Origin of the sequence: Allorhodopirellula heiligendammensis (assembly GCF_007860105.1) — a bacterium.
GTDB classification, from domain to species: Bacteria; Planctomycetota; Planctomycetia; order Pirellulales; family Pirellulaceae; genus Rhodopirellula; species Rhodopirellula heiligendammensis.
In genome coordinates this window covers 2,062,560-2,087,622 of the sequence record NZ_SJPU01000002.1, presented here as the reverse complement: position 1 = coordinate 2,087,622, position 25,063 = coordinate 2,062,560, and the positions used below count along the sequence as shown (strand labels likewise).

Here is a 25,063-nt window from a genome sequence, read left to right as displayed (position 1 = left end):
TCTCGTTCAGACGGCTATCTATGTCCAGTATCTCCGCTCGCCCATCCCAATTAATGGCTGCGTCCGAATACGACGCTCCCACCGAAGACGAAGTTGTGCGGTTGGTACATGCGGCTATTTCGGCTCGCAATCACGCTTACGCCCCGCACAGCCATTTTTATGTGGGTGCAGCAGTGCTGCTGCACGATGGCCGGATTATCGAGGGATGCAATGTGGAGAATGCTAGTTTCTCTTTAACGCAGTGTGCCGAACGGGTCGCCGTGACCACTTCGGTGGCGGCCGGATACCGCAATTTTCGGGCGATCGCGATTGCCAGTGTGGGGGGGGCGATGCCATGTGGTGCGTGCCGCCAAGTCCTCGCGGAGTTTGGAATGGACGTGTTCGTATACACTGTCGATGTCATCGACGGCGAACAGAAAAAACGGCGTCTTTCGGAATTGCTACCCGACGCGTTCTCGAATACCGACCTCGCCTCGTCCTGAATCCGCCGGCAACCGCAACGGATCACTTCGCTCGCATCTCCGCTGCGACTACCTTTGCACGCTCCGGGCACTCTCGACCAGGTCCGTGACGGTTTGTCGAAGCAATGCTTCGCGGCCGAACTCCATGCCCAGAGAGCGGATCTTGTCCGTCACAATCTGATGCTTGGGCAGTTTCGACTCTCCGGCGATCTCAGACGAACTCTGGGAGATTTCTTTCGCCATCGTCGCGACTTCGAATTCCGAAATGTAGCGATCGTAGCAATTGAAGGCTTCGCCTTTGATTCCATCGGCGGTCAGGAGAATGCTGATCGCCTTGGCAACGTCGGCGGCGTGGACCTCTTTTCCGCCACGCGAGCATTCCACATTCTCACCATGAACGACTTTCGTGATCAAGTCATACCACTTGCTTTTCTCGGCGGGATGGTTGACTCCATAAACGCCCGTGGGACGCACGGCACAGATGGGGAAATCTTGCCCGAGTCCAAAGCTATGAACGAACTTTTCGATGGCTGCTTTATGGGCACCGTAGTGGCTGGCGGCCCACAAGGGGTGCGTCTCGTCGAGAGGACGATCGGTGAGTATTTTGTCGTGGACGGCGCAGGTGGAGACGACGACGAACCGTCCCACGCCAGCATCGCGAGCTGCCTCAATTAACTTCAGCGTACCCACGACATTCTTCTCAATAAACTCAATGAGATCGCCTTCGGCACCCATGAATCCCTTGCCCGGGCGATACAGTGCCGCGTGGACGACCGCGTCGCAGTCCACTACTAGCCGATCGGCTTGCTGGCGGTCACCCAGATCGCCCTCCACCCAGGTGAGTTTGTCGATCGATTCAAAGCCTTGCCGGTCACTCGATGCGCGGTGCCAGCAGCGGAGCGAATGTCCCTCACTATCGAGTTGGTTGACGATGTATCGGCCGATGAAACCTGTGGCGCCGGTGAGTGCTATCCGCATGTGGATGTCCTGTGGTGTGGTAGTGATCGCATTGATAAGCCGAATCTGTGCGAGACGCCGGCGGGCGTCTCTGAGAGGGACACGACTACTTGTTGGGTGCCAGTGCGGGCTGGAGGTCACCGGCATCGGCCGTTGGCGTGGCGTCGGCGGAGAGATCACCAATCGCGTACTGGATGCCGTCGAGTATATGGCTCAGCATTGCTGGGTTTTCAAATGTTTCATTGCGGTGACCGAAGTTGGTGTAGAAGATGCGTCCGTCACCGGCGGTACGAATCCACGACACGGGCACCTCACGCGGTCCATCGGCGATGCGGTTGGCCACATCCGCTTGATTCATATCCAAGCTCACGAGCAAACGTAGCACCTGGGGGCCTTGATACGTGCTGGGTTGGTACTGATAGATTTCGTCGCGATGCCAGAACCCGTGGCCACCAAAGGCCCGGTTCAGTGCATGGTCCGGGTCATCGAGCTTGAATGCCCAGTTACCGCCCGCGCCCCAGGGGTGTCCGCCGAACTGGCCGCCGATAAGTGCTCGGCACTTTGGGAAATCACCAAAGTTGTCGCTGGCGGCGTGGATGCCGGCCAGCCCTTTGCCAGCGGCGATAAAGTCCAGCAATGCATTCTGCTGCGATGGTTTTTGAAACTGCATTCCGGTCGTGTTGTTCAACAGCACGAGATCATACTGCTGAAGGTTTTCAGGAGTAAACACATCATAGGTATCGGCGAAATCAACGTCAAAGGCACGCGTCTTTTCAGCCATCGCTCGGATGGCCTCGTTAGCGTGCGGAATCGATCCGTGGATAAATCCCTCGCAGCGATAGAAGACGAGGATCTTACGAGCCGCCTGGGGCTTGACCGTCGGTGCCTGTGGCACGGCATCGAGGATGGCCTGCTTGGTGTCATCGGTTAGCGGCTTGAACACTTCCGATTTCTTCTTCTGCCACGGATCCACGCTGTCTTGCGCGGTGACTCGGTTCGTCCAGAGCGCGAGCGGAAAGAGCGTGAGGACAATCAGCAGGCGGGGAAGCGTTATCATGGGAAACTCAGTGGGGAGATGGGAAGGGACGACTGTTCAGACAGGAAACGATTCGCGGACAAGGAGTTGGTCGACCTCGTTGCTGACGATGACTCCGTAATTGATGGCACCGAGCCAGCCGCTCATGATGATGCCGACGCTGCCGGCGTGGTACATACCGCTGATCTGTTGTGCCAACGCCCGGCTGACGGCGAGCCCTTCGAACTTGGTTCCAAAGCTGGCTCCCGATTCGTGCATGGTGTAGTGCTGGAATGTTCGTGGCGTGGCGGCTTCGGCGCGATCGATTTTATCACGCACGCCGGGGATGTATTTCTCGAGGGCATCTATGGTGGACTCGACCAGGTCTTGCTTGCTCGCTTCGTAGTCGGCTGGATTGAGATCCGCCCAATCGGACCAATTCGCGTTGGTGCTGCTGACGATCGCGAAACGCTCTTTTTTGGTTGGGCGTGTACGCGGGTAGTAGAAGCTGAAGGTTCGCGAGGTGATATCACGGCTGAGCAGCAAGTCGGTACGGAACTCTTTCGCGGTGCTGGTGAAAAACAGATCACCGCTGGATTCATCGATCTCCTCACCGGGCTTGAGGGCCATGTACACCTGGGTACTCGAGTTGTTCAGACGCACCGCCTCGGTTTGCTCGACGAAGTCGCGATCGAGTTTCTCGGGGCCGATCATCTTAAGAATTGTGGTACGGAGATTGGCATTGCTAACGACGGCGCGGCACCGGATGGAACGGCCGTGGACACGCACACCAGCCACGCGAGGACCCTGAACGGCGTTTTCCGAAACTTCAATTTGATCGACCGGGCAATTGATGCGAATGTCGACACCGTTGGCGGTAAGTTCCTTCTTCATCCGTGCGATGAGGTCGTCTGTGCCGCCCTCATAGATGAAGACGCCCTTGCTCATGAAGTTACTGAAGACGATACCGTACGTGATCGCGGGGTCTTCGAGCGTCGAGCCGTTGGCGTACGTGATCGGTTCCATCAGCAATCGCACGACGTCATCACGACCGGGAAAGAACCGATCGAAAAGTTGCCGAGTCGTGGTGGCTTGGTCGTCGTAGAAATTCATTCCCCGGGCAGTATCGAAGAACTCGTTGACGGTTGCCTCTTCGATCCCAAAGCGAGTCGTCAGCAGACGCGTGAAGTCGTCACGGTTGAATGTCGTCGTCAGCGAAAATTGCGGGTTATCAAATCGAATGTTCTTGAGCTGGACAATGCGGTCGGCAATATCGCGACTCCAATACCGCCGACACGACTTGATCATGCCGTGGGGAAAGCCGTGCAGTGAAATGTCGAAGGTATGGCCGCCCGGGCGCAGGAACCAAGTTGCCAACCCACCGAGCTTATAGTGCTGTTCGAGCAGCAACACACGGTGTCCGGCCCGTCCAAGAATATTGGCCGAGGTCATCCCTGCTAATCCGCTGCCGATGACGACGACGTCGTACTCGTCAGCAATCCCTTTGAGAAAATCCTTGGCCATGAATTTTGACTTCAGTTGGTAAACGTAGAGGGTGGGGGAATCGGGGAGTGCCGCAGAGCACACCGAAAATGCGAGCGTTAACGATTGTAAGGAAATTCCGCTGTCCGTCGCGGGGATGCTTCCAGAAAAGGGATCGAACCGGCTCGCCGATTGCTAGGCAGTGATTGGATTGTCGGGGCGTTGAGTCTTTGACGCTCCAACGCTACCCTGCGAGCACCGCTGTGAAGTATTTTTCGTAGCATCCGTCGCCAGACGGTGGAGAATCGCAGCCCATTCAAAATCCACGCTCTGGCGAGCGTAGCTACCCCTCATTGTTGAAGACGTGATCGCTCCAAATTCGGCCTCCAAACTTCCTGACGACCAGCGGATTGTCATCACGGGCATTGGTTTGACCTCGCCCAATGGCAATGATTTAGCCTCTTTTCGCGAGGCGCTGCTGGAAAAACGCAGCGGCGTCCAGCCGTACGAGATCCGCTACTTCGGCAAGACCCTTGCGGGAATTTGTGATTTCAACGCGACGAAATATCAGTCCAAGAAGGATATTCGCCGTGGCACCCGAGCGGGCAGTGTGGGCGTTTATACCGCCAATGAGGCGATCGCGGACTCTGGCTTGGATTGGGAGAATGTCGACAAGTCGCGAGTCGGTATCTACGTCGGCGTGACCGAACATGGCAACGTCGAGACCGAAAACGAGATCTACATTATCAAGGGATTTGATTACGACACGAGCTGCTGGTCGCATCACCATAACCCGCGCACCGTTGCTAACAATCCTGCGGGCGAAATCGCTCTAAACCTCAGCATCACGGGGCCGCATTACACGATCGGCGCCGCCTGCGCGGCGGGAAACGCTGGGATCATCCAGGGAGCCCAAATGTTGCGGCTGGGCGAATGTGACTTGGCGATCGCCGGGGGCACCAGCGAAAGCATCCACACATTTGGCATCTTTGCGAGTTTTAATAGCCAAAACGCACTCGCAACCCATGCGGATCCGACGGCGGCCTCGCGACCATTTGACAAGAAGCGGAATGGCATTGTCGTCGCGGAAGGTGGCTGTTTGTACACTCTTGAGCGGCTAAGTGATGCGAAAGCTCGAGGAGCGCAACTCTACGGCGAGCTGGTGGGGTACGCCATGAATACTGACGCCACCGATTTTGTGTTGCCGAATCCAGAGCGGCAAGCGGAGTGCGTGCAGATGGCCCTGAACAAGGCGGGCTTGGAGCCTAATCAGATTGATATTCTCAGCACGCATGCCACCGGTACGATGAGCGGCGATTCGCAGGAATGCAAAGCTCTGCGATCGGTTTTCGGGAACTGTGACAATGTCCGGATCAACAACACCAAGAGCTACATCGGGCATGCGATGGGCGCGGCCGGGGCGTTGGAGTTGGCAGGCAATTTAATGGCGTTTCGGGACGGTGTGGTGCATCCGACGATCAATGTCGATGAGCTCGACCCGGATTGTGATTTGCCGGGTCTGGTGCTCAATGAACCCCAGCAGAAAGAGCGTGTTGATTACATTCTCAATAATTCGTTCGGGATGTTGGGTATTAATTCCGTGGTCATTATCGGTCGGCTTTGATCGCATAGGCCTTGTGCGATTGCCCTTCGCCCCTGAAACTATTGCCCCCGTGGTCCCCTTCCCTTCCCTCACGTCCACCCGCGTCCATGACCCCCGCTGAAATTCGCGTTGAAATCTTAGACATCCTCGAAGACATCTCCCCCGATGAGGATCTTGATGGTCTCGACGATCAGAAACCATTTCGAGACCAACTTGAGCTCGATTCGATGGATTTCCTTGATATTGTGATGGAGTTGCGCAAGCGGCACCGGGTGCAGATTCCTGAAGAAGACTACGGAAATCTCGCCAGCATGCATTCGACGGTGACCTATCTCGAACCCAAAATGAAAGATCTCTAAGCGAGCATCTTGATGAAGTGAGCTCAGACGCGTCGGCGGCGGCGCGGGGCAATGTCGCCCGGTGCCTGCCGGTATTTGGCTCACCGCCGCGGTACCAGAGTCGGTACGACACATCGGCGTAACGGCCTCTGCCCAATCCGGGATTCCACTGTCCGTCGACCGTGGCTACGATGGATTCGAGCCGGTTCATTGCCCTGTTCTTCATGCCTCGGTCGCTCGTTGGGCTTCCCTCTATCCTCTCGCACGTAGCTCGACGCTAGCAGCACGAAGCTAATAGCTAGAAGCTAAAAACATAGCTTCCCATGTACGATACGATCATCATTGGCGCGGGCATGAGTGGCTTGGCTGCCGGTATTCGGCTAGCTCATTTCGATCAACGCGTCTGCATCCTCGAGCGGCATTACACGATCGGCGGCCTGAATTCGTTCTATCGGATGGGCGGTCGAGATTATGATGTTGGACTGCATGCGATGACCAATTTTGCTCGCAAAGGCGACAAACGCGGTCCGCTCGCCAAGCTGATTCGGCAGTTACGATTTGGTTGGGAGGACTTCAAACTCGCCGAGCAGATCGGCTCTTCGATCCGTTTTCCAGGCGTTTCACTGGACTTCAATAACGATATCGAGTTGCTCGAAAATGAGATTGCGTCTCGGTTCCCTGATCAGATCGATGGTTTTCGTGCCCTCTGTGGATCGCTCTTGGACTATTCCGACATGGATGGCGGCTCACCAGAGTTCATGCGTAGCGCTCGGGAAGTGCTTGGTGAACATCTCAGCGACCCGTTGCTGATTGAAATGCTGCTCTGTCCGTTGATGTGGTACGGCAATGCACGTCAAGACGATATGGATTTCGGCCAATTCTGTATCATGTTTCGCGCCTGCTATCTCGAGGGGTTCGGACGTCCCTACAAGGGCGTGCGGACAATCCTGAAGAATCTCGTGCGAAAATTCCGAGGGCTCGGTGGCGAATTGAAGTTGCGTCACGGTGTCTCACGCATTCACGTTGAAAACGGTCGGGCGGTCGGCGTCGTGCTTGATGACGGCACCGAAATTGAAGGCAAGCGGATCCTGTCGTCGGCGGGCAATATTGAAACGATGCGGATGTGCGATGACATCACGACGCCTGAAATTGCGAAGGCGGGCCAGCTATCGTTCATTGAGTCGATCAGCATTCTCGACCGGGATCCTCAAGATCTGGGCTTTGACCGCACAATCGTGTTTTACAACGACACGGAAAAGTTTCATTGGCGGCGGCCTGACGACCAGCTTTGCGACGCCAGGACGGGCGTGATCTGTAGCCCCAACAACTACATCTACGATGCCGATGAGGGGCGATTGCCCGATGGCGTCGTGCGAATCACAACGTTGGCCAATCACGACCGTTGGTGCGAGTTGTCCGACGCGAAATACCAAGCTGAGAAGGTGACTCAGTACGATGTCGCAGTCGCTTCGGCGGTGCGCTTCATGCCTGATTTTCGCTCGCACGTGATTGCGACGGATGTGTTCACACCAAAAACCATTCGTCGTTTCACATTTCACGACAACGGCGCGGTGTATGGTGCGCCCGACAAGCAGCTTGATGGCTGTACCCATCTTCCGAATCTCTATCTGTGCGGAACTGACCAAGGCTTTGTCGGCATTGTTGGGGCCATTGTCAGTGGGATCAGCATGGCCAACCGCCATTGCCTGCTCGAAGACGCGTAGCCGCCCTACTGGTTGGGAATTTCGCTTCTACCGATTTAGCACCGCCCAGCCAGAGCCGTATCGCGGTTAGCGGGCGCCGGTCAGTTCATACGAAAAAACCCCGCATGACTTTCATCACGCGAGGTTTCAAATGGTTGTCTAAGCTCACAGCCTCGTCGAGGCCATTGGATTAGATGTCGGAAGCTTTTTCAGCTGCGTCGGATGCTTTGTCAGCGGCATCAGCGGCCTTGTCAGCTGCTTCGTCCGCGGCATCAGCGGCCTTGTCGGCTGCCTTGTCAGCCGGTGGAGCTGGTGGCGCATCTTTTTCGTCGCTGCTGCTAGGCACAGCATCGCCGTCGGTGGTCGACTTGGCTTCTGCTGCGGCGTCGTCTTTCGCATCAGCTTCGTCGGACTTCGAATCTGCCTTCTCTTCAGCAGCAGCTTCGCTGGTCGTGCTCACGCTACCAGGAACGAGTGTTTCGCCAGGAGCGAGCTCGATACCTTGGGCGCTTGCAGAAACGCCTGCGTCAGACGATTCCATTACCGAGCTGCCACCGCAACCGACACAGCCAGCACCCGTTTGTGGTGCGACTGCGGGAGCTGCATCGCCACAGCATGGCTGGGCAGGTTTCGCATGATGATGGCCGTGGTGGCCATGGTGTGCGTCGCCGCCACAGCAAGGCTGAGGTGCTGGCTCGCAGCACGGCGCTGGTGCAGGTTCACAGCATGGTTCAGGTGCTGGCTCGCAGCAAGGTTCTGGGGTGGGCTCACAGCATGGCTGTGGAGCAGGCTGGCAGCATTTGTGCTTTGCAAACAGTTTGTGGAACAAACCGGCTTCAGCAGGACTGCTCAAGACTACCGAGGCGCCTACGAGCAATGCGAAGGCGGCCGTTCCTTTCACCAAATTCCGACTCATCTAAATCTCCCAAAAGTTTCGGAGTTTTCGGTGCGATCCGAGTTCGCACACTAGAAACAAATGAGGTGCAACCGAGCACCTCTGTGAATTTTTTCACCAATCGATGCCACACGCTGCGGACCGACCGAGACAGAGACGAAACGACGCTCACTGATTCCAATGAACAGCTTTGCGGTAACTTTACCGCTTTCGTTCTGCGTTGTTGCCTACAGTAGCCACGTTAAAGACAATGTCAATTGCCTAAACTCCCTAAATCTACAACTCGACGAGGCGGCTGTTGCATTCTGCAGAGGTTAACCTCTGTGGTGGAGCAGCTACCACTTCGCAGGCAAAGTGGTTTGGGGGGAGTTAGCAATCGCTGTGCCAGACGGCAGCATGCTGAGAGAAGAGTCTCGGCGGGGACGCGAGCACCGCCGCGAGATAGATTTTAGACGCCTGCCAGCTCTCTGCGCCTCAGCAAGGGAATCGCAAGATCCCTAGCTGTCAAATCAGCGGTAGTGTTGCGTCCGCTACCGGGAGTGTTCGGCGATCGGCCATTGCGGTCGAATGCACGTCACCGACCCGCGCTGGAAGACCCCAGCGTGCGCGATCATGGGACGGCCGAGGAGTACTCGACCAAACTCAGCGGACGGGAGGGGCTTCTTCAGCAGCTGGCGAGGTTGCCGTTTGCGTCTCGGGTTCGCCGCCGAGAATTTTTGCCATTTGCTCGCCATTTTCGAAGTCGAGCACCATCGGAGGTTCGTCGGCACTCATTTCCAGCACGAGTCCGGAGATTTTCCAGCCGTCCTGTTGGTGCATCACCGACCATACGACCTGGTAGGTTTGTGGCTCAGCTGTCGAATCATTTTCTGCTGCTGGCTCGGTCCAAATGCAATGCACTAATCGCCCGCTGACGTTCGCTCCAGCGACCGAGGCATCGATCGGCATGGGCGTGCTACGAGTAACTTTAAACTGGGCATCGGGGGATCCAATGGGCTGGACGACCTGCCCAATGCGTTTCAGTTCAGACTGGGCGAGGTCAGTTAGCAGGGACATCGCATTATGATTTTCACCGCCTCGCCGAATGCGGTCGAGGAAATGGCTCACCACCGCCTCAGCCTCAGAAGCCTGCTCGGGGGTTTGCTTGACCGCGACGGTTGTGGGAGCGGCGGCGGCTGGCGCGGTGGCGGTTTCCTGCTTGCTACAGCCACTCTGTGCCGCACCGATGGCGAGCACGAACAAACATCCATAATGTGCGATTTGACGCTTCATTTGATTGATTACCGTCGAGGATCCAGTGATTGATTCGGAGAACGTCGAGATCGTGTGAGTCGATCGATCTACTCATGTACAAACTGAACTCATCAGGGGTCAAGATCGAACCTGTGCACTCCCCTCCCGGGCCCTCCCGGGCCCTCCCGGGGCGCATGACCGGGTTTGTGGCGAGGATTGGGCTCGGCTTGAAACTACAATCAGGAGCGTGCAGCCTGGAGGTCACACTCCCGGTGGTTCCTTTGAAAAAATTGGTCCATCCGGGTTTGTCGTGGGTCACTCCAGCATGTTGGATTTGAGAGGATCGCGGTGGCGTCCGAAATGGGCGATGCCGTCCCAGGATAAACGCTGACGGCGGACGCATCCGCGCCAAGCGAAGTCACCTTTCGGCTCATGTGCGACCGAGATATTCCTCGGCACATCGTCAGACCACTACGCGATCGGTTTGATTTCAAAACCGGGACGATATTCACGCCGCAAAAACTGATTGGCCAGGTCAGCATGCTCGCCCGTAAATCGCTCTGTAGCCGGGTCGTGCTCGAGCACTGGACTGGAGAGTAAATCCCCCGTATCGGCGCCGAATGCAGCCAGCGGCGCGGTCATATCACCGACAATTGCTTGCCATTGCGGCAGATCACTGACCCGGGTGAGTTGCTCGGCGTTAAACGCTCCGCTGGCACGGAAGGCAACATTGGCCAAATTGCACCAGCCGGTACTGTAGTGACCATTCTCAATTGGGGCTGCCAAGCTGTCGGCATCGCGGCTGCGGACGGCGTCGACGAAGTTCTTCATATGGGCTGGAACCGTATCGACGTCAGCCTTGAACTTCCGGATGTGTTTGCCATCGGCATCATACGCATTACCTTGGCCGCGTTGCCCCAGATAGGTGCCACCTTCACAGACGACCGCATAACCGCTGCCGGGAGCATCCATTTGCATTTGCCCCTTGGCCTTCCATGCCCCTTTCGCGCCAGGCTTTGCTGGCAGGTTGCTCAGGGCGATGATCGTGGGGATGGTTTCAGTCTCAAACAAGGCAAAATGCACATTGGGTGTGTCGCCTGCGTCATCCCAACCAATCCGACCGCCGCCACAGATCAATCGGCTGGGCGTCGAGACAGCATCTCGATACGCAACGTTGCGGACGTCATCGAGAATATGCACGCCCCAGTTGCCCATTTCGCCGTTTCCGGTGTTCCAATCCCAGTGCCAGTCATAATGAAGGTTGTTACGGAAAATGGGTTGGTCAGCGGCGGGGCCGAGCCACAGATTATAATCGAGCCCTTGAGGAGGACTCAGCGGGGTATCACGGCGACCGATCGAACCTCGAGGCCCGAGCCGATTGGCTTGCACGTATTGGATCGCTCCGAGTGCCTTGTCATCGTGCAAGAACTGACGGGCTTGCATTTGAATGGGGTCGCTGCGCTGCTGAGTTCCCAATTGGACGATCCGCCCATGTTTTTGCGCCGCGGCAACGACTTGACGGCCTTCCCATTGAGAGTGCGATAGCGGCTTTTCGACGTAAACATCTTTGCCCGCCTCGATCGCCCAAACAGCAGCCAGACAGTGCCAGTGGTTGCAGGTCGTGATCGCGACGGCATCAACGTCATCGGAATCCAGCGCGGTGCGGAGATCAGAAACGGCTTTCGCGTTGTATTTCGCAGCAAGCTTCTCGGCACGGCCCTGATCAGGGTCGGCAACCATCACCAATTTCGCACCTGGCGTTTTACCAATCGCACTGGCAATTTGACCACCACGACCACCCGCCCCAAGTAAGGCGATGCGAACCTCTTCGTTGGCGGCGGCCCGCACAACGCCTGGCATCGCCACCGTGCCAACACCAGCAGCCAGGAAGCCAAGAAACTGACGCCGTGCGGTCGAGGGGCACGAAAGCCGAACATCTGTATGGGGATTCGAGTTCATATTCTCAATTTGGGGACAGTGAATCATGTGTGTGAGTTCGTGAATCCTATGATAACTCAATTGGATACGCTGTGTTTATACGCAAGCACGGTTCGTTTATACGCAAGCACGGTTCACGCCGCATTCGGACCTTGCCGATAGACGCTCTGCAAGCGAGGGGAGATCCATTTGGCAGTGGGGCTTGTTGATCCTAGGATTGTTGGCCACGATCATCGTAACTGTCGACATCGCTCGCTGGGCCCGAGAACACTCGACGGCCAGACGAACCTTCACGAGACCTGCGATATGACAGGCCTTCCTGACAACACTGAGTACTATGGTGGAACCACGAAACTTTCGAATATTGATCGTCGAGGATCAGCGACCGCTGCGAATCGTGATGACACGTTTACTGCAAAAGATGGGACACGAGGTCCAAGCGGTAGCAGGCGGCGCGGAAGCGATCAAGTTTTTGGACACCTATCATCCCGAATTGATCTTTTCAGATATTTCAATGCCGGAAATGACAGGTTACGAATTGGTCCGCCAACTCCGGCAACGAGACGACCTAGAAAACACCTACTTCGTGGCGATGACGGGACTCGGTCAACAATCCGATCACGATCAAGCGATTCAATCGGGGTTTAACGAGCACATGGTCAAACCCATCGACATTAACCGCCTGCAGGAGTTGTTCGGTCGACTCTCATAACGCCGGCAATGCTGCCGCAGCGAGCTGCTCTTCCGCGCCCTGACCGGCGGTGCTTGTTCGCTCGCCTCTGGAGTCGCTCGCGCGAGCTTACCGGATAGGTTCAACGGAGATCACTGTAGCCCCGTCGGGTAGCACCATGCCAGGTCGCAGGTCCGCAGCTCCCTCACCGACACGTGCCGAACTCGAACGCGGCTGAGCTGTGCTCGGTGCGTACTGCGTCGTTCCACGGCGGTAGCTGCCCGCCGATGGCAACGTGGAATATCCGCGGTAACCTGATGAATATACGGACGTCGTTGGATAGCCGTAGCGGCTCGATCCATATCTGCCACTGTAGACATTCAATCCATAACCACTGGACCTGTAACCCGTGCCATATACACCGGGCCCATAACCATACCGGGCACCATATCCATATCGGGAACCGTATCCACTGGGGTAGCCGCCAATGCCATACAGGCCAAGTCCATAGGCCCCTGAAGCCGAGCCGCTGGGACCGTAGCCATATCCAAATCCATAATTCGGTAAACTGCCGCCGAGGTAGGCCGACCCCAGATTCCCACCTGAATATCCACCCGGATAGCCACCGGAACCGATCATGCTGCCTCCCGCCAGGCCTTGTGCAATTGTGGTCGAGCCAGCCAAACTAGCTGCGATGATGATCGCGATCGACAAACCGATACGAACTGCTGGAACAAACATGGGATTCAACCTGTGGAGAGAGTAGTGTGCGTGACCGATAAAGCCATTGTAGCACGCGGCATTCCAATCTCTTGATAAGTGTGGGGAATTCGCGCTACCTGCCACCGGGTTACTGCCCGCTCGAAGTCGCATACTGAGCTTTGGTACACTTCCTGCTTACCGATCGAAGTTCCTACTTACCCGTCCCGCGACTCTGGAACTCTGGGCAGCGGACGATGTCGCAATCCCCCGCTTCTTTCCTCATCCCATCGGACTGATATTGATGTCAAAACCACTGTTGAACCAAACTGCAATTGTCACCGGCGGAAGTTCGGGGATTGGCGAGGGTATTGCCAAAGCCATGGCGGCAGCGGGGGCGAATGTCGTCGTTAATTTCGCACATGGGCGGGACGCCGCAGACAGCATCGTGCAATCGATCCGGAGCGATGGGGGAACGGCAATTTCGGTGGGGGCTGATGTGAGCAGCGAGCAGGACGTGCTGGCCATGTTTTCGCAAACCCTCGAAGAATTCCAGTCCATCGATATCCTCATCGCCAATGCCGGCATTCAGCAAGATGCCGGCTTCACCGAGATGACCCTCGATCAATGGAACAAGGTGCTCGGCGTCAATTTGACCGGCCAATTCCTATGCGCTCGCGAAGCAACGAAACAGTTTATCAAGCAGGGTGTTCGAGATGGCGTCTCGTGCGCCGCCGGGAAGATCATTTGCATGAGCAGCGTCCACCAAATAATCCCCTGGGCAGGACATGTGAATTATGCGGCGTCCAAAGGCGGTGTCGACTTGATGATGAAGAGTATTGCTCAAGAGATTGCCGGACACCGAATCCGTGTCAATAGCATCGCACCGGGAGCCATTCAAACTCCGATTAATAAGCCAGCGTGGGACAACAAAGAATCGCTTGACGCGCTGATGACGCTCATCCCGTACGGACGCATCGGTGTTCCCGAGGACATCGCCAAAGCTGCGGTGTGGCTGGCATCGGATGAATCGGACTATGTGCACGGCACCACACTCTATGTCGACGGCGGTATGACACTGTACCCTGGTTTCGCTGACAATGGTTAAGCGGCGCGTGAACATGTTGCGCTCCATCCCGGTGCATCATGGGTAACCCCCGCATGCTGGCTGTGAACGGTCGGGCTCGTTCGCTGAGGTCGTAGCCATCTCAGGAGCGAGCACGCCCGATCCTCATTGAGAGCGATACGCCCGGGCTGCTTGCGAGATGATCTCCAAGGCCTCATTCACGCGATCGAAGTGCGTGCGGACGGACAAAATAGCCAACCGCAGGAAGATGCTGCCACCGATCCGGGTGCTCGATAAGAGCACACGCTGAGTGAGATTGATCCTGTTCAAAAAGTCGAGTTGGACGTCGTCATCGCGGCCGCGAAGCCGAAACACGACGACGCTTAAATCAGGAGACCACGGCACCTCGAAACACTCGTCTGTGGCGAGCCGCTCAAACGCGATGGTGGCGAGGTCGAGTTTCTCATTGATTTGCTCGGCGAACGCGTTGACACCATGCAGGTGAAGGGGGAGCCATAACCGTAACCCCCGAAAGGGCCGCGTGAGTTCGGGCGAGAGCTCATCAAAGTCGGGAAGACCGGCAGTGATGTCGAGATCGCTTGCGCCGTAAATGTCGTGCATATAGTCGGCAGGTTCGGAGAATGTGCGACGCAGCAACTCCCGCGAGCGTACGACAACTGCACCGGTTCCAAATGGTAGAAATAGCGTTTTATGCGGATCAATCGTGATCGAATCGGCCCGTTCGATCCCAGTCAGGCGTCGCCGCCCTCGCTCGGTCAACTGGAATAGGCCACCGTAGGCACCATCAACATGAAACCACACCTGGAACTGACGGGCGATCCCCGCGATTTCACGAAGTGGGTCAATGGTGCCTGAGTTCGTTGTTCCCGCTGTGGCACAAATGCACACCGGGATTAAACCGGCGTCGCGGTCGGCGGTAAGGCAATCCTTGAGATGCTCAGTGTCCAACTGCAATGCCGAGTCCGACCTGATCACGCGAATATGATCTCGCGAGATACCAGCGGTGCGGGCTGCCTTGGCAAGCGACCCGTGCCCCTGATCGCCGATGTAGAGGGTTGCCCGATCAACCTGTCCATCAGCATGCACCGTACGAGCGGTCGTTAACGCGATCAGGTTCGCCATCGAACCACCGCTGGTCAGCAGTGCCTGTGACTCAGCGGGAAACCCAAATAAATCACAGATCCAACGCAGCACGCTCTCCTCCAACGCTACGAGCGCCGGCGCGGTTTTTACTTTGCCGGTATAACGATTTAAGCCGCACGCGAGAAACTCCGCTAATGCCGAGGTGAATATTCCACCGGAGGGAATGTATGCCATGTAGCCTGGTCCCGCGGACTGGTAGCTCGGGTCGACCGCGGCTCGGACGATCTTCAATAGATCATCAAGCTCTCGCGGGCCTTCAGCCGGCGGCCGCGACACATCTTTTAAGCATCCGGCACTGAGATCACCTCCCGATGCGGGGCAGCGATGGTTCCCCTCAGTCATTTCGATCAACAGATCAAGCACACGCTGAGTTGCCAATCGCATCTGCTCGCCGCTCAGTTCCAAAGGGTTTGTTCGGGGGCGCGTCATGTTGCCTAAGGAGCAGCTGATTGAGACAGGAGTCGGTTCATCGGTTAGCGATCGGTACGATCGTGGCCACGAGCTTGCAAATAACATGTATTCGCAAACTCAGACAGACAGAACAGTGATTTGGTGGCGTGCCGCCTCCTAATTGATCTGGTGATCGATTTGCGTGGGTTGCTAGGGTACGCCGGAATCCCGTGCTTGCCCGGCAAAGTTGCGTGCGGCAGCGTAGAATGACTCCCCGCGACTGGTACGATGCCCTCATGGCCAATCCACTTTCCGATTTGGTAGCGCCGCGTTTTCTGATCTCTCGCATGAGCGCGATCGGCGACGCGATTTTGACACTTCCGGTCGCATGTTGTTTGCGAGACTATTTTCCGGACGCGTACATTGGATGGGTGGTCGAGTCCAAAGCGGCCCCCATGGTACGTGGCCATCAGGCACTTGATGCGGTGATCGAGCTCCAGCGTGGTTGGTTTACTTCTCCCCGAGGGGTGAGTGAGACGCGTGCGACTCTCCGAGACCACCAATTTGAGATCGCGATTGATTGTCAAGGAAACACCAAGTCGGCCTTGGCCGGCAAATTGTCAGGGGCAAGTCGGCGCATTGGATTCTCTGGCAAACACGCTGGCGAACTAAGTCGCTTTCTCAACAATGAAAGAATTACCCCGGTATTTCATCATATCACCGACCGCTCGCTGGAGTTGCTCACCGCGCTCGGCATTCACCACCCGCAGGTTCGTTGGGCGCTGCCGCTGGACGAAGCCGATCGTAAGTGGGCGCAAGGATTTCGGAATTCCATTCGCACATCCCGGGTCGCAATCCTAAATCCAGGCGGGACGTGGCCATCGAAATTATGGGAAGCCGATCGATTTGCATCCACCGCGAGATACCTAGCCGACCGCTATGGTTATCACAGCCTGGTTGTATGGGGATCGTTCGACGAGCGATTGATGGCCGAGGAGATTGTCTCACTTTCTCAGGGAACAGCGACACTCGCGCCCAACACCAGCCTGACAACGCTCGCCGCGCTCATCGAAACATCGGACTTGTTTATCAGCGGTGATACCGGACCGCTGCACATGTCCGTCGCCGTGGGCACGCCGACGATTGGCCTCTACGGTGCCACGCGTCCTGGCGACAGTGGGCCCTATGAACAATCGGCACTGCAATTGCAGTACGAAGCAGGCAGCCGTCGCCATCGACGGCAAGCCTCCAATCGAGCGATGCGAGCGATCGGTGTTGAGCATGTCTGTGCGGTAATCGACGATATGCACCAATTGCCGGTCGTGCGTGCTGCTTAATTGGGGAGCGGCATCAATACGGCCACGCCCTGGGGCGTCTGGTCAGTCAAGCTCAGTACGTCTCATGAAAAAACGCATCACTCCTGATCGGTCGCTCCCTGTTACCGACAAAAAGATGGAGGCCATGCGATGGGTGGACGGGACTAGCAATTTGCTCGACGCGAAGTACCGAATCCCCGGCACCCGAATTCGCTTCGGCCTTGACTTTCTAATGGGCTTGGTGCCAGGTGCTGGAGACGCGGTAAGCTTGGGGTTCTCCGGACTGCTGATTGCGACCATGGCCAAGAACGGTGCCAGTCTTCGGCTGATTCTCCTGATGCTCGGCAATGTCATCTTGGACGCGGTCGTCGGCGCGGTCCCCATCCTCGGCAATCTTTTTGATCTCGTCTTCCGGGCCAATATCCGTAACGCTCGCCTGATGCGCGAGCACTATGAGCAGGGCAAGCACCACGCACACCCTTGGCCGATTTTGTTAGGCATTGCGATCCTGGTGGTTTCTGTCTTCGCGGGGCTGCTGGTACTCCTAGCGCTGGCTGCTCGTACGCTTGTGGGCTGGATCTCTTGACGCGACGGAAATTGGGCAACTCAGGTAACGGAGACCGCTCCAGAAATAATTCCTGAGCCGGAACACCCGCATTTCCGAATCAGTTTCCGTAAAGTTCAAGGTTGCCCTCATGGGCACGACCGTCACAACCGATTCAATGTGAAATAAGTTGCTGTCTGAACTGGCTCCCGCCTGATGCACAGCCTCACAGTGGAACGTCACAGTCCACTTAGAAACTTACCCCCGTGAGAAGGACATCCGTGGTGGCCAACGAAGACACGCAAACCAGCTCAATCGCATCGATCGCACTCGACTCGTGGGCGACGACCCCTTCGAGGTGGCGGCACCCATCGGAGATCGAGTTTCGCGTTCGTCGCCGAGGCCAACCCACCCGGCGGCTTCGTTTACCCGGCGCCCGATACACACTCGGGAGCGGGACTGGGTGTTCCATCCCGCTTGAGGATCCGTCCCTCCGCCCGTTGCACGCCGTTCTGATTCGTGATGAAGAGCGAATCCTGGTCCGCGCGTACTCGGTCCCCTTTCAAATCAACAATGACCGTGTCACCGAAGGGCTGCTCAGCGCAGGTGATCGCCTGCGTCTGGGGGCATACGAATTCGAGCTTCTCGACACCGCGTTAGACGCAGCCAACACGGTCCCACCGGAGACCTCCCAAGGGGGTTCTGGAGATGAGGTGCCCTGCGACGCTGAGCAAGATGCGTGGTCAAAATCGTTTCACGAAGAGGCCAAGCAGTGGCGTGCTCTCAAGCAGGATACCCAGCGGCGAGAGGAATGGTGCGAGACTCGTGAGCGCGAACTGCAAGAGCAGGAAGCGTCACTCACCGAAAAAATGGAAACGCTACGCGCTCGTGAAGAGAACCTACAGACACAAGAGTCTGCTGCTGCTGAGGTTCGCGATGAGTTCCTCCAGCACTACCAGGAACTCTTGGGTCATCGCGCTGATTTGAAACGACAGCAAGAAGAACTCGCTACCGGACGCGAACATCTGCGTTTGCAGCAGGACCGCCTCGACGGACGAGACCGGCTGCATCGCCAGCAGCTCGACAAGCTGATTGGTGAGCAGGAGCAATTCAAACGCGCCGAGGTGATCTCACAGAAGAGGCTCGCTGAAAGCGAAGAGCAACTCCAGCTCTCGCGCCAGCAGGCGGAAACAGCGACATCCGCTGTGGCTCAGATGCGTGAGAAATTCACGTCACTGAGCGAACAGCTGAAACAACTCTCACAGCATCAAGCGTCTCTGCAGCAGCTCGAAATCCAGCGAAACCGTGAGCATCAGCACCAGACTGAAGAACTCGAACTCGCCCGCGACGAAGCTCTCGCTCAGTGTGACTATGTTTCGGCTCAATGCGAAAATGTCACAGCTCAGAGAGATGAGATCGCGTCGCAGCGAGACGAGCTCGCGGTTCAACGCGACGAACTGCTAGCCGAACGTGATGACATCGCGATCGAGCGCGACGATGTGGCGATGGAGCGAGATGAAATCAAAACTCGCTGCCAAGAACTCGAATTGATCCAGACCCAATTGCGGCTTGAAATCGAGGAGTTGCAGGGAGAGATAGCACGCACCCGAATGGACGCAGAGACACTTGAGCAAGAATGCTGGGAGGCGCGTCACACGATCTCAGATTTAGAAGACACGATCCGCGACCAAGATGATCGCTACGAGACCGATCGCGAATCGTGGACCAGTGAAGTCGATGCGTTGCGAAAGAACATTGATGAGCTGTCGCTCGACCTGGAAACCGCTCAGGCTCAGCTCGCTCAGCTCCGAGAAGAAAACACTCGCCTCGCCGATCAATTGATCGGGGCGACAGCTGAACGCGATGAAGCCCGAGCGGAGCGGGAGGCGGCGATGGAACAATGCCAGGTGGCACAGCAGGCCTGTGACAGCGCCAAAACAGATTGCGAGACCGCCCGACGTGAACTTGAGACCGCTCGTTTCGATGTCAAAATCGCTCGACAGGAACGAGACGATGCGGCCGCAATTCGTGACCAACTCGTCGCGCAACTCCAGGAACAAACCGCCAATCAAGACGAACTGACGCAGCAGCATGAGGAATTGGCAACGGAAAAAGCCGCCTGGGCTGAGCAGAAGCTGAACGCCGATCGTCGCTACCAGGAAGCTCGGGCGCACCTCGCCGATGCGCGCGAGAAATGTGAGCGGGCGGTCCGGGCTCGCGATGAAGCCGACGCAGCTCGTTTGGCCGCAGAAGAAAAACTTGCCATCGCGACCGCAGATTTGCAGGCGATGCAGGCCGAGCGAGATCTCGCCATCGCTGGCCAGGACGATCTACGGCGTCAACGTGACCACGCCCTTCAAGATGCCAAGGACACGCGTGAGCTGTTCGACCGATCGAATCGCGATCATGATGATACGCTCGAACTGATTGAGCGTCTCGAGCAAAAGACTCGTGAAGTGATGGGTGCCTTCGAATCCGAGCACCCGCCCGTCGAGTCCCCGCGACTGAGCTTACTCGACCATGAAATCCAGTCCGTCGCTGCAGCAGACGCGGAACTCAACACCCCGACCGAGCTCGCCGTAGCGGACGACACTCCAACGGTTTCCTCCACATCTCTGCCAAGCGGGTTGAGCGAGCCGTTGGACACCGACGACGCTTGGCCAACTTACACCAGCACGCAATCCGAACCAGAGACGGAGCTAGAAGACGACGTTGCGACTGTTCTCGGCCAATCAAGTGTCTCGGAGGCGTGTGAAGAAGCGGCTACCGCCTCGTCAGATGAAACTCACCCTGTTGATGAATCCATCAATGCCCCGCTCGAGATTGCCCAGCTCAAGATTTCCCTGCCCGTCGTGGCTACGGACGATCAAGCGAGCGAGACCGCTGCTCCGGCGGAAGACGATTCGATCGAAGCCTACATGAATCGGTTGTTGCAACGAGTCCAAGGACGCATCACCGAAGCAGTGCCACACCCCGCTCAATCCGAGCTAGAAGACGCAGAGGAACCGGAACAGTTGAGCATCGCGGCGACGAACAATGCCGCGGCTCATTCGACGATCCAATTTTCCGATTACGTCACAGACCGCAACGATGACCCTACCACGCCACCGCCAGTAGAGAAAGTTGCCGCGACGACCGAGCAGCCGAGCGGTCCTTCGGTGCGTAGCGTGGCCACGCGGCACCCGAAATCAACCACCCAAAGCACGTTCAAGTTTGCACAAACGGCGATTGCATTGCTATGCGGACTCGCCGCCGTTGTGCTGGTCACCCTGCCCATGCTGAAGATGGTTGCGGCCGCGGCGGCAGTGCTAATCGCTGTGATTAGTGCCAAGGAAGCAATCGCGTTGAGAACCACGGTGATCCGGCCAAGCAGCGTCAATCGAGCTTCGTCGAAAAACGATGTCGTGGCACGCAAAGCTGCTGCGTAGTGACAGCGTTGTACCAGACTTTGAAAACGAGTGGGCTGCTGCGTGAACCGCCAACATTAAGCAGCCATATCGAGTACCGTTGCCAGCTGCCTCATGGCGTACCTCTCAGGATGGCATCACCAACGTGTGCTGGTTCAACAGACTGATCAGCAGGCTAGTAGACGGATTGGTCACTTGATCGGAAATCCGACGCGATCAATTTGACTCTGGCGGCTGGGTCGCCAACAGCCGCTCGAGGGCAGCGAGTCGTTGTGCGGTCTCGGGGCCTCGCCGCGCCAGCGAGCGGAGGTGTGCCTGCTCTTCATAGAGCGATGCGACAAACTCGCGATCCCACGCTCGTATTAAACGCGGCCCAAATAGCAGGGCCGCTTCTTGGTCGAGGCCTCCATACGCTTCGTCGAGATAGGCATGCTGCTGCCGCGAGCTCGTTTCCGACCGCTGGAAACGCAGTACCACAAACCGCCGGCGAGTACCGAGTGCCGCAGCACGCACTCGCTTGGCAGAGCCTAGGGCCATGCTCTCATCGACGAGAGCAAATCGCCGCTGTATCGCCCAGCGGCGCACGAGCCTGGCCTTACAATTGGGTTGCACGATGATGGTGCCAGGAAGATGCTCGGGGTGTGTCTCTAGAATACGAGCGATCGCCGCGCCGCCCATCCCACACACACTGAGGCCGTCGGCTTCACCCTCAGCGAGGCCGGCCATGCCGTCGGCCAGACGAACGTCGGCAGAGAGGCCAGCGAGCGTGCGGCGCGAGTTTTCCCAAGGCAGCGATTTGTTCTCGATGGCAATACCGTGTTCAATACGCCCGGATTTCAGCAAGGCCTTTAGCAAATGACCGTGGTCGGAACCGATATCGGCGTGCGTGTGCCAGCGAATCTGCTGGGCCACCATGCGCAGTCGTTGATCGAGGTGGGGCACGATAGTTACAAGGCGATGGAGATGAAGTCATGTAGATCGGGGCTATTGTCCCCACGGAGCAAGCAGTCGCATAACCGGCTTCCCAGCCTGTCCTACGTCTTAAACGCAGCCATTCTCAACCCACTGCACCGTCGCATCCCAGTCCGCCTCACCAGGGGCCAACCGACAGATCCATGCGAGCACCGCCAGTCGCTCACAGACGATCCCAGGATCAACGACTCCCGCAGCATCGTGGCCAGATTGCTGTGCGAACGCGATCGCGTGCAAAGCTTGGTAGTGCAGTTCCGCAGCCCCGAGCAGTTCGGCGGTGCTCCGCAAACGGGCTTGCTCGACAATCGCCTCATCTGGAAGATCAATCATCAACCTCGTGACAGCGGTGAGATCCGCCCGCTCGTCTGGCCATGGTAATTCAAATTGCATTCCCAGAGCCCACTGCATCGCCGCTAGCGCTTCGTATCGCCAGATCAAGACAGCCGCAGCATTCGCCGAATCGGAATGTCCTGCAGCCGAGCCTGCGTGCTGCGGAGGCCGACGCTCGAAGAAGGCGAGTTCTTGAGGCGACATCGCCGCCCACCCCAACGGGCAGCGCGCCCGCATCCGCTGTACGTCGAGTGGCTGACCACTCAGAATTGATTCGGCGCGAGTCGCCACGAGAAACAGCGCCAACGCACGACCGGCGACCTCAGCGGGCGAGATTGCGACGATCTCGTCTTCACCCCGCACTGGCAGAATGCCTTCGACAGGGTCCATCATCCGATTGCGTAGCATCATGGCTGCTTCACTCTGTCGACGACGTGCGTCCACAGGGAACGGGATCACGGCGAGCGGATCAGGGTTGCTGCCCTGGCCGTCGAGCAACAGCCGGCCGGCAGGGTCTAGAACGCGATGATCTGGAGTGACCCAGATCAGATTGGCCTCCCATCCCCACGATTGGAATTCTGCCATCGGCAGCTCGCCCCCACCAGCGATAGAGAAGACGTGCTTGCTGCGAAGCAAATGATCGCCGATAGGTTGCGTGATCGGTAGATCGTCCTGCGGCGACGAGGAAACCCATTGCAACGCATCGGCGGTAAGAGCCGCAGCGTCATCAACTCCCAACGGGCTCAAACCATCAGGGGCTGGCGGCAAAGTCGTCAGCGTTGAGAAGGCTCGCGTTTGATTCAGTACACAGGCAACAATTGAGGACAACTGCTCGGCACTCGCGCTCAACCCACGCCCCATTTTTCTTGAAACCACGCCACACGGTCGGCCCGGCGGGGACTGTAATTCGCAGTCGGCTTGAACTTCTCGCGTTTGAGAAAGCTAATCATCGAGGCGGCCGGCACCTGCGCATGCTGCGTGATCGCGTCGGTCGTTTCAGAGTCGGCTTTCCAGTTGTACAGGATCGCCTTTTCGCGTTCGAACCACTCGTCCAGATACTGCGCGTCGGTCGAACTGACGACAACGTGCTCGTATTCCTTTTTGCATAAGAACCCCAGCATACGGCCAGCCATTTCGCGGGTGCGCGCTTGATCGCCCTCGCAGGTCGCCGATGCCACGTTCCACACAGAGGTAAAACCATGCTCGTCGACGTCGTCCTTGCTGTACTGAAGCGTGACTTCGGGGGCGATCTCTTCCGTTTCGGCTTCTTCGGTCGGCTCGGTGGTCATATCGTCTGAAAACACTCATCGAGGGGAAAGTGCGAGGGATTCGAAAGCTAATTAGACGCAAAAAACGCGTCCACGAGAAGCCCCCGCCTCAATTCAACTTGGCATTTTCGCACCGACGCGGCATAATCAGGGCCTGCTGAGACCATTTAGGCCTTCGGCATGGCACGGCCCCCCACGGATTTGGCACTCACGCCGATGGCAAGGAAAAGGATATCCCGACGGCGACCCATTTTCGATCAGCCGGGCGATCCGTCACCGGCTGCTGGGAGTGGATTTGGCATCAATCCACACGACCCTTACGCCGTCTCCGACGTTGCCGACGACTCAGCTGTCGCCGCCCATGGTCGCCCAAGTGACATGATTGGCGGCGATTCTCGCAGCGAGCTTCGCGAGCGTGTCCAAGCGTTCTGTCCGCCTGTGCCCGGCGTTTACGGGATGTTCGACCGCACCGGCGAACTGATTTATGTCGGTAAAAGTAGCTCGCTGCGGAATCGATTGTTGAGCTATTTCGGCCAGTCAGCAGCGGGTGAGAAAGCGGGCCGGATTATTGAGCACGCGCGGGCGATTCAGTGGGAGACCCAGCCCAGCGATTTTGCCGCCCAGCTTCGTGAGCTGGAATTGATCCGCCGCTTCATTCCGCGATTCAATGTCCAAGGCGTGCCTCAAAGGCAGCGGCCCGTCTACTTGTGCTTGGGACGCAAACCCGCAGAAACGTTTTTTATCGCCAGCTCGCCACCCACGAAGGATTTAGTAGCGGTGGAAGGCCCGTTCTATGGGGCGGGGCGGATGGCTCGGGTGGTCGATGCGCTCAATAAAACATTCCGCTTACGCGATTGCAGTAATCAAACCCCGTTCATGTATGCTGACCAGATGTCGCTGTTTGACTTGCACCCGCGAGCGGGCTGTTTGCGACTCGAGATCGGAACTTGCATGGGGCCCTGCGCCGCAGCCTGCAGCCGCCAGGAATATCTCCAACGCGTCAACGAAGCCGAGAGCTTTCTCGATGGGTTCAATGATGAACCGCTCACAGTGACCCAAGAAATTATGGAGAATGCGGCGAGAGACCGCCAATATGAACTCGCCGCACGAGCTCGCGATACTCTCCGGTCACTCAACTACGCCCAAAAGAAACTAGGGCATCTGGCAGAGGCTCGTGAGCATTACTCCTTTATCTATGCTGCAAGGGGATACGATGGGCGAGCAATCTGGTACTTGATCCGGCGGGGCGAAATCGTCGATGTCGCAGCTGCCCCCACCGACGCAATCGCATATCGAAACCTCAAACCACGATTACAGGAGTGGTCCACGCGGCTAACTGCCCGCCATACACGCACGGTTTCCGAGTACCCCTATACCGTTTCTGTTGTCGCATCGTGGTTCCGAAAACACCGCACAGAACTAAAACAAACCTTCGCACCCGAATCCGCTGGACGTAAATACCGACATCTGGCACGCGTCGCCATCGGTTAGTCCACGGGCCCCGTTGATGAGTTTGCCGGTCCACTTCGTACGCCTCGGCAACCTTGCCCCGCCAAAATGTGACAGCAATGCCGATAATCAGTTGGGCCTCGCATCGCTTGTGCCCATAATT

At 57.3% G+C, this 25,063-nt stretch carries 22 protein-coding genes; 10 read left to right on the top strand and 12 right to left on the bottom strand.

Annotated elements, in window-relative coordinates:
- The first annotated feature begins 53 nt into the window (after positions 1-53).
- The gene (locus Poly21_RS18050; protein WP_146408809.1) at positions 54-482 is read left to right on the top strand and encodes a cytidine deaminase; all 429 of its coding nucleotides are present in this window, start codon (positions 54-56) and stop codon (positions 480-482) included.
- A gap of 48 nt (positions 483-530) precedes the next feature.
- Here Poly21_RS18050 and Poly21_RS18045 read toward each other — a convergent pair whose 3' ends face one another.
- From Poly21_RS18045 to Poly21_RS18035, 3 genes are all read right to left on the bottom strand, one after another.
- The gene (locus tag Poly21_RS18045) at positions 531-1,439 is read right to left on the bottom strand and encodes an NAD-dependent epimerase/dehydratase family protein (protein ID WP_146408266.1); all 909 of its coding nucleotides are present in this window, start codon (positions 1,437-1,439) and stop codon (positions 531-533) included.
- Positions 1,440-1,524: 85 nt separating this feature from the next.
- Entirely contained in the window at positions 1,525-2,475 is a 951-nt protein-coding gene (locus Poly21_RS18040) for a ThuA domain-containing protein (protein WP_146408265.1), read from the bottom strand.
- Positions 2,476-2,511: 36 nt separating this feature from the next.
- Positions 2,512-3,957, bottom strand: a complete 1,446-nt coding sequence (locus Poly21_RS18035) for a phytoene desaturase family protein (RefSeq protein WP_146408264.1) — start codon at positions 3,955-3,957, stop codon at positions 2,512-2,514.
- 322 nt (positions 3,958-4,279) lie between these two features.
- On the opposite strand from Poly21_RS18035, the gene Poly21_RS18030 reads away from it, so the two are divergent.
- The 3 genes from Poly21_RS18030 (at position 4,280) to Poly21_RS18020 (ending at position 7,580) form a co-directional block, all read left to right on the top strand.
- Positions 4,280-5,539 (top strand): beta-ketoacyl-[acyl-carrier-protein] synthase family protein, encoded by a 1,260-nt coding sequence (locus tag Poly21_RS18030; protein WP_146408263.1) that lies wholly within the window; start codon positions 4,280-4,282, stop codon positions 5,537-5,539.
- An 86-nt stretch (positions 5,540-5,625) separates the two neighbouring features.
- The gene (locus Poly21_RS18025) at positions 5,626-5,877 is read left to right on the top strand and encodes an acyl carrier protein (RefSeq protein WP_146408262.1); all 252 of its coding nucleotides are present in this window, start codon (positions 5,626-5,628) and stop codon (positions 5,875-5,877) included.
- 302 nt (positions 5,878-6,179) lie between these two features.
- Positions 6,180-7,580, top strand: coding sequence for a phytoene desaturase family protein (locus Poly21_RS18020; RefSeq protein ID WP_146408261.1), 1,401 nt, complete (start codon positions 6,180-6,182; stop codon positions 7,578-7,580).
- Between the two features lie 169 nt (positions 7,581-7,749).
- On the opposite strand, the gene Poly21_RS18015 is transcribed toward Poly21_RS18020, so the two are convergent.
- The 4 genes from Poly21_RS18015 to Poly21_RS18000 form a co-directional block, all read right to left on the bottom strand.
- Complete coding sequence (locus tag Poly21_RS18015) at positions 7,750-8,100, bottom strand: hypothetical protein (protein WP_302119467.1); 351 nt, start codon at positions 8,098-8,100, stop codon at positions 7,750-7,752.
- Positions 8,100-8,282 carry a hypothetical protein gene (locus Poly21_RS18010; RefSeq protein WP_146408260.1) on the bottom strand — a complete coding sequence of 61 codons (183 nt, stop codon included), beginning with the start codon at positions 8,280-8,282 and terminating at the stop codon, positions 8,100-8,102. Before Poly21_RS18010 ends, Poly21_RS18015 begins: the two co-directional genes overlap by 1 nt.
- A gap of 814 nt (positions 8,283-9,096) precedes the next feature.
- Entirely contained in the window at positions 9,097-9,726 is a 630-nt protein-coding gene (locus Poly21_RS18005; protein ID WP_146408259.1) for a hypothetical protein, read from the bottom strand.
- A gap of 432 nt (positions 9,727-10,158) precedes the next feature.
- Complete coding sequence (locus Poly21_RS18000; protein WP_146408258.1) at positions 10,159-11,646, bottom strand: Gfo/Idh/MocA family protein; 1,488 nt, start codon at positions 11,644-11,646, stop codon at positions 10,159-10,161.
- Between the two features lie 316 nt (positions 11,647-11,962).
- On the opposite strand from Poly21_RS18000, the gene Poly21_RS17995 reads away from it, so the two are divergent.
- Complete coding sequence (locus Poly21_RS17995; protein ID WP_146408257.1) at positions 11,963-12,337, top strand: response regulator; 375 nt, start codon at positions 11,963-11,965, stop codon at positions 12,335-12,337.
- A gap of 87 nt (positions 12,338-12,424) precedes the next feature.
- On the opposite strand, the gene Poly21_RS17990 is transcribed toward Poly21_RS17995, so the two are convergent.
- Positions 12,425-13,036 (bottom strand): hypothetical protein, encoded by a 612-nt coding sequence (locus tag Poly21_RS17990; protein ID WP_146408256.1) that lies wholly within the window; start codon positions 13,034-13,036, stop codon positions 12,425-12,427.
- A gap of 262 nt (positions 13,037-13,298) precedes the next feature.
- Here Poly21_RS17990 and Poly21_RS17985 point away from each other — a divergent pair, with 262 nt between their 5' ends.
- Entirely contained in the window at positions 13,299-14,102 is an 804-nt protein-coding gene (locus tag Poly21_RS17985) for a glucose 1-dehydrogenase (protein ID WP_146408255.1), read from the top strand.
- 123 nt (positions 14,103-14,225) lie between these two features.
- Here Poly21_RS17985 and Poly21_RS17980 read toward each other — a convergent pair whose 3' ends face one another.
- Positions 14,226-15,653, bottom strand: a complete 1,428-nt coding sequence (locus Poly21_RS17980) for a pyridoxal phosphate-dependent decarboxylase family protein (RefSeq protein ID WP_302119464.1) — start codon at positions 15,651-15,653, stop codon at positions 14,226-14,228.
- 257 nt (positions 15,654-15,910) lie between these two features.
- On the opposite strand from Poly21_RS17980, the gene Poly21_RS17975 reads away from it, so the two are divergent.
- The 3 genes from Poly21_RS17975 (at position 15,911) to Poly21_RS17965 (ending at position 20,902) form a co-directional block, all read left to right on the top strand.
- Positions 15,911-16,951 (top strand): glycosyltransferase family 9 protein, encoded by a 1,041-nt coding sequence (locus Poly21_RS17975; protein WP_302119463.1) that lies wholly within the window; start codon positions 15,911-15,913, stop codon positions 16,949-16,951.
- Between the two features lie 64 nt (positions 16,952-17,015).
- Positions 17,016-17,516, top strand: a complete 501-nt coding sequence (locus Poly21_RS17970; protein WP_302119461.1) for a DUF4112 domain-containing protein — start codon at positions 17,016-17,018, stop codon at positions 17,514-17,516.
- A gap of 224 nt (positions 17,517-17,740) precedes the next feature.
- Complete coding sequence (locus Poly21_RS17965) at positions 17,741-20,902, top strand: FHA domain-containing protein (RefSeq protein WP_146408253.1); 3,162 nt, start codon at positions 17,741-17,743, stop codon at positions 20,900-20,902.
- A 195-nt stretch (positions 20,903-21,097) separates the two neighbouring features.
- On the opposite strand, the gene Poly21_RS17960 is transcribed toward Poly21_RS17965, so the two are convergent.
- The 3 genes from Poly21_RS17960 to Poly21_RS17950 all read right to left on the bottom strand — a co-directional run bounded on the left by Poly21_RS17960 (position 21,098) and on the right by Poly21_RS17950 (position 23,472).
- Complete coding sequence (locus tag Poly21_RS17960; RefSeq protein ID WP_146408252.1) at positions 21,098-21,823, bottom strand: class I SAM-dependent methyltransferase; 726 nt, start codon at positions 21,821-21,823, stop codon at positions 21,098-21,100.
- A gap of 99 nt (positions 21,824-21,922) precedes the next feature.
- Entirely contained in the window at positions 21,923-23,011 is a 1,089-nt protein-coding gene (locus Poly21_RS17955; protein ID WP_302119457.1) for a DUF4272 domain-containing protein, read from the bottom strand.
- Positions 23,012-23,028: 17 nt separating this feature from the next.
- Complete coding sequence (locus Poly21_RS17950; RefSeq protein ID WP_146408251.1) at positions 23,029-23,472, bottom strand: hypothetical protein; 444 nt, start codon at positions 23,470-23,472, stop codon at positions 23,029-23,031.
- Positions 23,473-23,631: 159 nt separating this feature from the next.
- Between Poly21_RS17950 and Poly21_RS17945 the strand changes: the two genes are divergently transcribed.
- Positions 23,632-24,942 (top strand): GIY-YIG nuclease family protein, encoded by a 1,311-nt coding sequence (locus Poly21_RS17945; protein ID WP_146408250.1) that lies wholly within the window; start codon positions 23,632-23,634, stop codon positions 24,940-24,942.
- The last annotated feature ends 121 nt before the right edge of the window (positions 24,943-25,063 follow it).

Bases quoted from the DNA above. Each gene is read 5' to 3' on its own strand.
- Poly21_RS18050 (WP_146408809.1), top strand. From the start codon at position 54: ATGGCTGCGTCCGAATACGACGCTCCCACCGAAGACGAAGTTGTGCGG.
- Poly21_RS18045 (WP_146408266.1), bottom strand. From the start codon at position 1,439: ATGCGGATAGCACTCACCGGCGCCACAGGTTTCATCGGCCGATACATC.
- Poly21_RS18040 (WP_146408265.1), bottom strand. From the start codon at position 2,475: ATGATAACGCTTCCCCGCCTGCTGATTGTCCTCACGCTCTTTCCGCTC.
- Poly21_RS18035 (WP_146408264.1), bottom strand. From the start codon at position 3,957: ATGGCCAAGGATTTTCTCAAAGGGATTGCTGACGAGTACGACGTCGTC.
- Poly21_RS18025 (WP_146408262.1), top strand. From the start codon at position 5,626: ATGACCCCCGCTGAAATTCGCGTTGAAATCTTAGACATCCTCGAAGAC.
- Poly21_RS18020 (WP_146408261.1), top strand. From the start codon at position 6,180: ATGTACGATACGATCATCATTGGCGCGGGCATGAGTGGCTTGGCTGCC.
- Poly21_RS18015 (WP_302119467.1), bottom strand. From the start codon at position 8,100: ATGGAATCGTCTGACGCAGGCGTTTCTGCAAGCGCCCAAGGTATCGAG.
- Poly21_RS18005 (WP_146408259.1), bottom strand. From the start codon at position 9,726: ATGAAGCGTCAAATCGCACATTATGGATGTTTGTTCGTGCTCGCCATC.
- Poly21_RS18000 (WP_146408258.1), bottom strand. From the start codon at position 11,646: ATGAACTCGAATCCCCATACAGATGTTCGGCTTTCGTGCCCCTCGACC.
- Poly21_RS17995 (WP_146408257.1), top strand. From the start codon at position 11,963: ATGGTGGAACCACGAAACTTTCGAATATTGATCGTCGAGGATCAGCGA.
- Poly21_RS17990 (WP_146408256.1), bottom strand. From the start codon at position 13,036: ATGTTTGTTCCAGCAGTTCGTATCGGTTTGTCGATCGCGATCATCATC.
- Poly21_RS17985 (WP_146408255.1), top strand. From the start codon at position 13,299: ATGTCAAAACCACTGTTGAACCAAACTGCAATTGTCACCGGCGGAAGT.
- Poly21_RS17980 (WP_302119464.1), bottom strand. From the start codon at position 15,653: ATGACGCGCCCCCGAACAAACCCTTTGGAACTGAGCGGCGAGCAGATG.
- Poly21_RS17975 (WP_302119463.1), top strand. From the start codon at position 15,911: ATGGCCAATCCACTTTCCGATTTGGTAGCGCCGCGTTTTCTGATCTCT.
- Poly21_RS17970 (WP_302119461.1), top strand. From the start codon at position 17,016: ATGAAAAAACGCATCACTCCTGATCGGTCGCTCCCTGTTACCGACAAA.
- Poly21_RS17950 (WP_146408251.1), bottom strand. From the start codon at position 23,472: ATGACCACCGAGCCGACCGAAGAAGCCGAAACGGAAGAGATCGCCCCC.
- Poly21_RS17945 (WP_146408250.1), top strand. From the start codon at position 23,632: ATGGCACGGCCCCCCACGGATTTGGCACTCACGCCGATGGCAAGGAAA.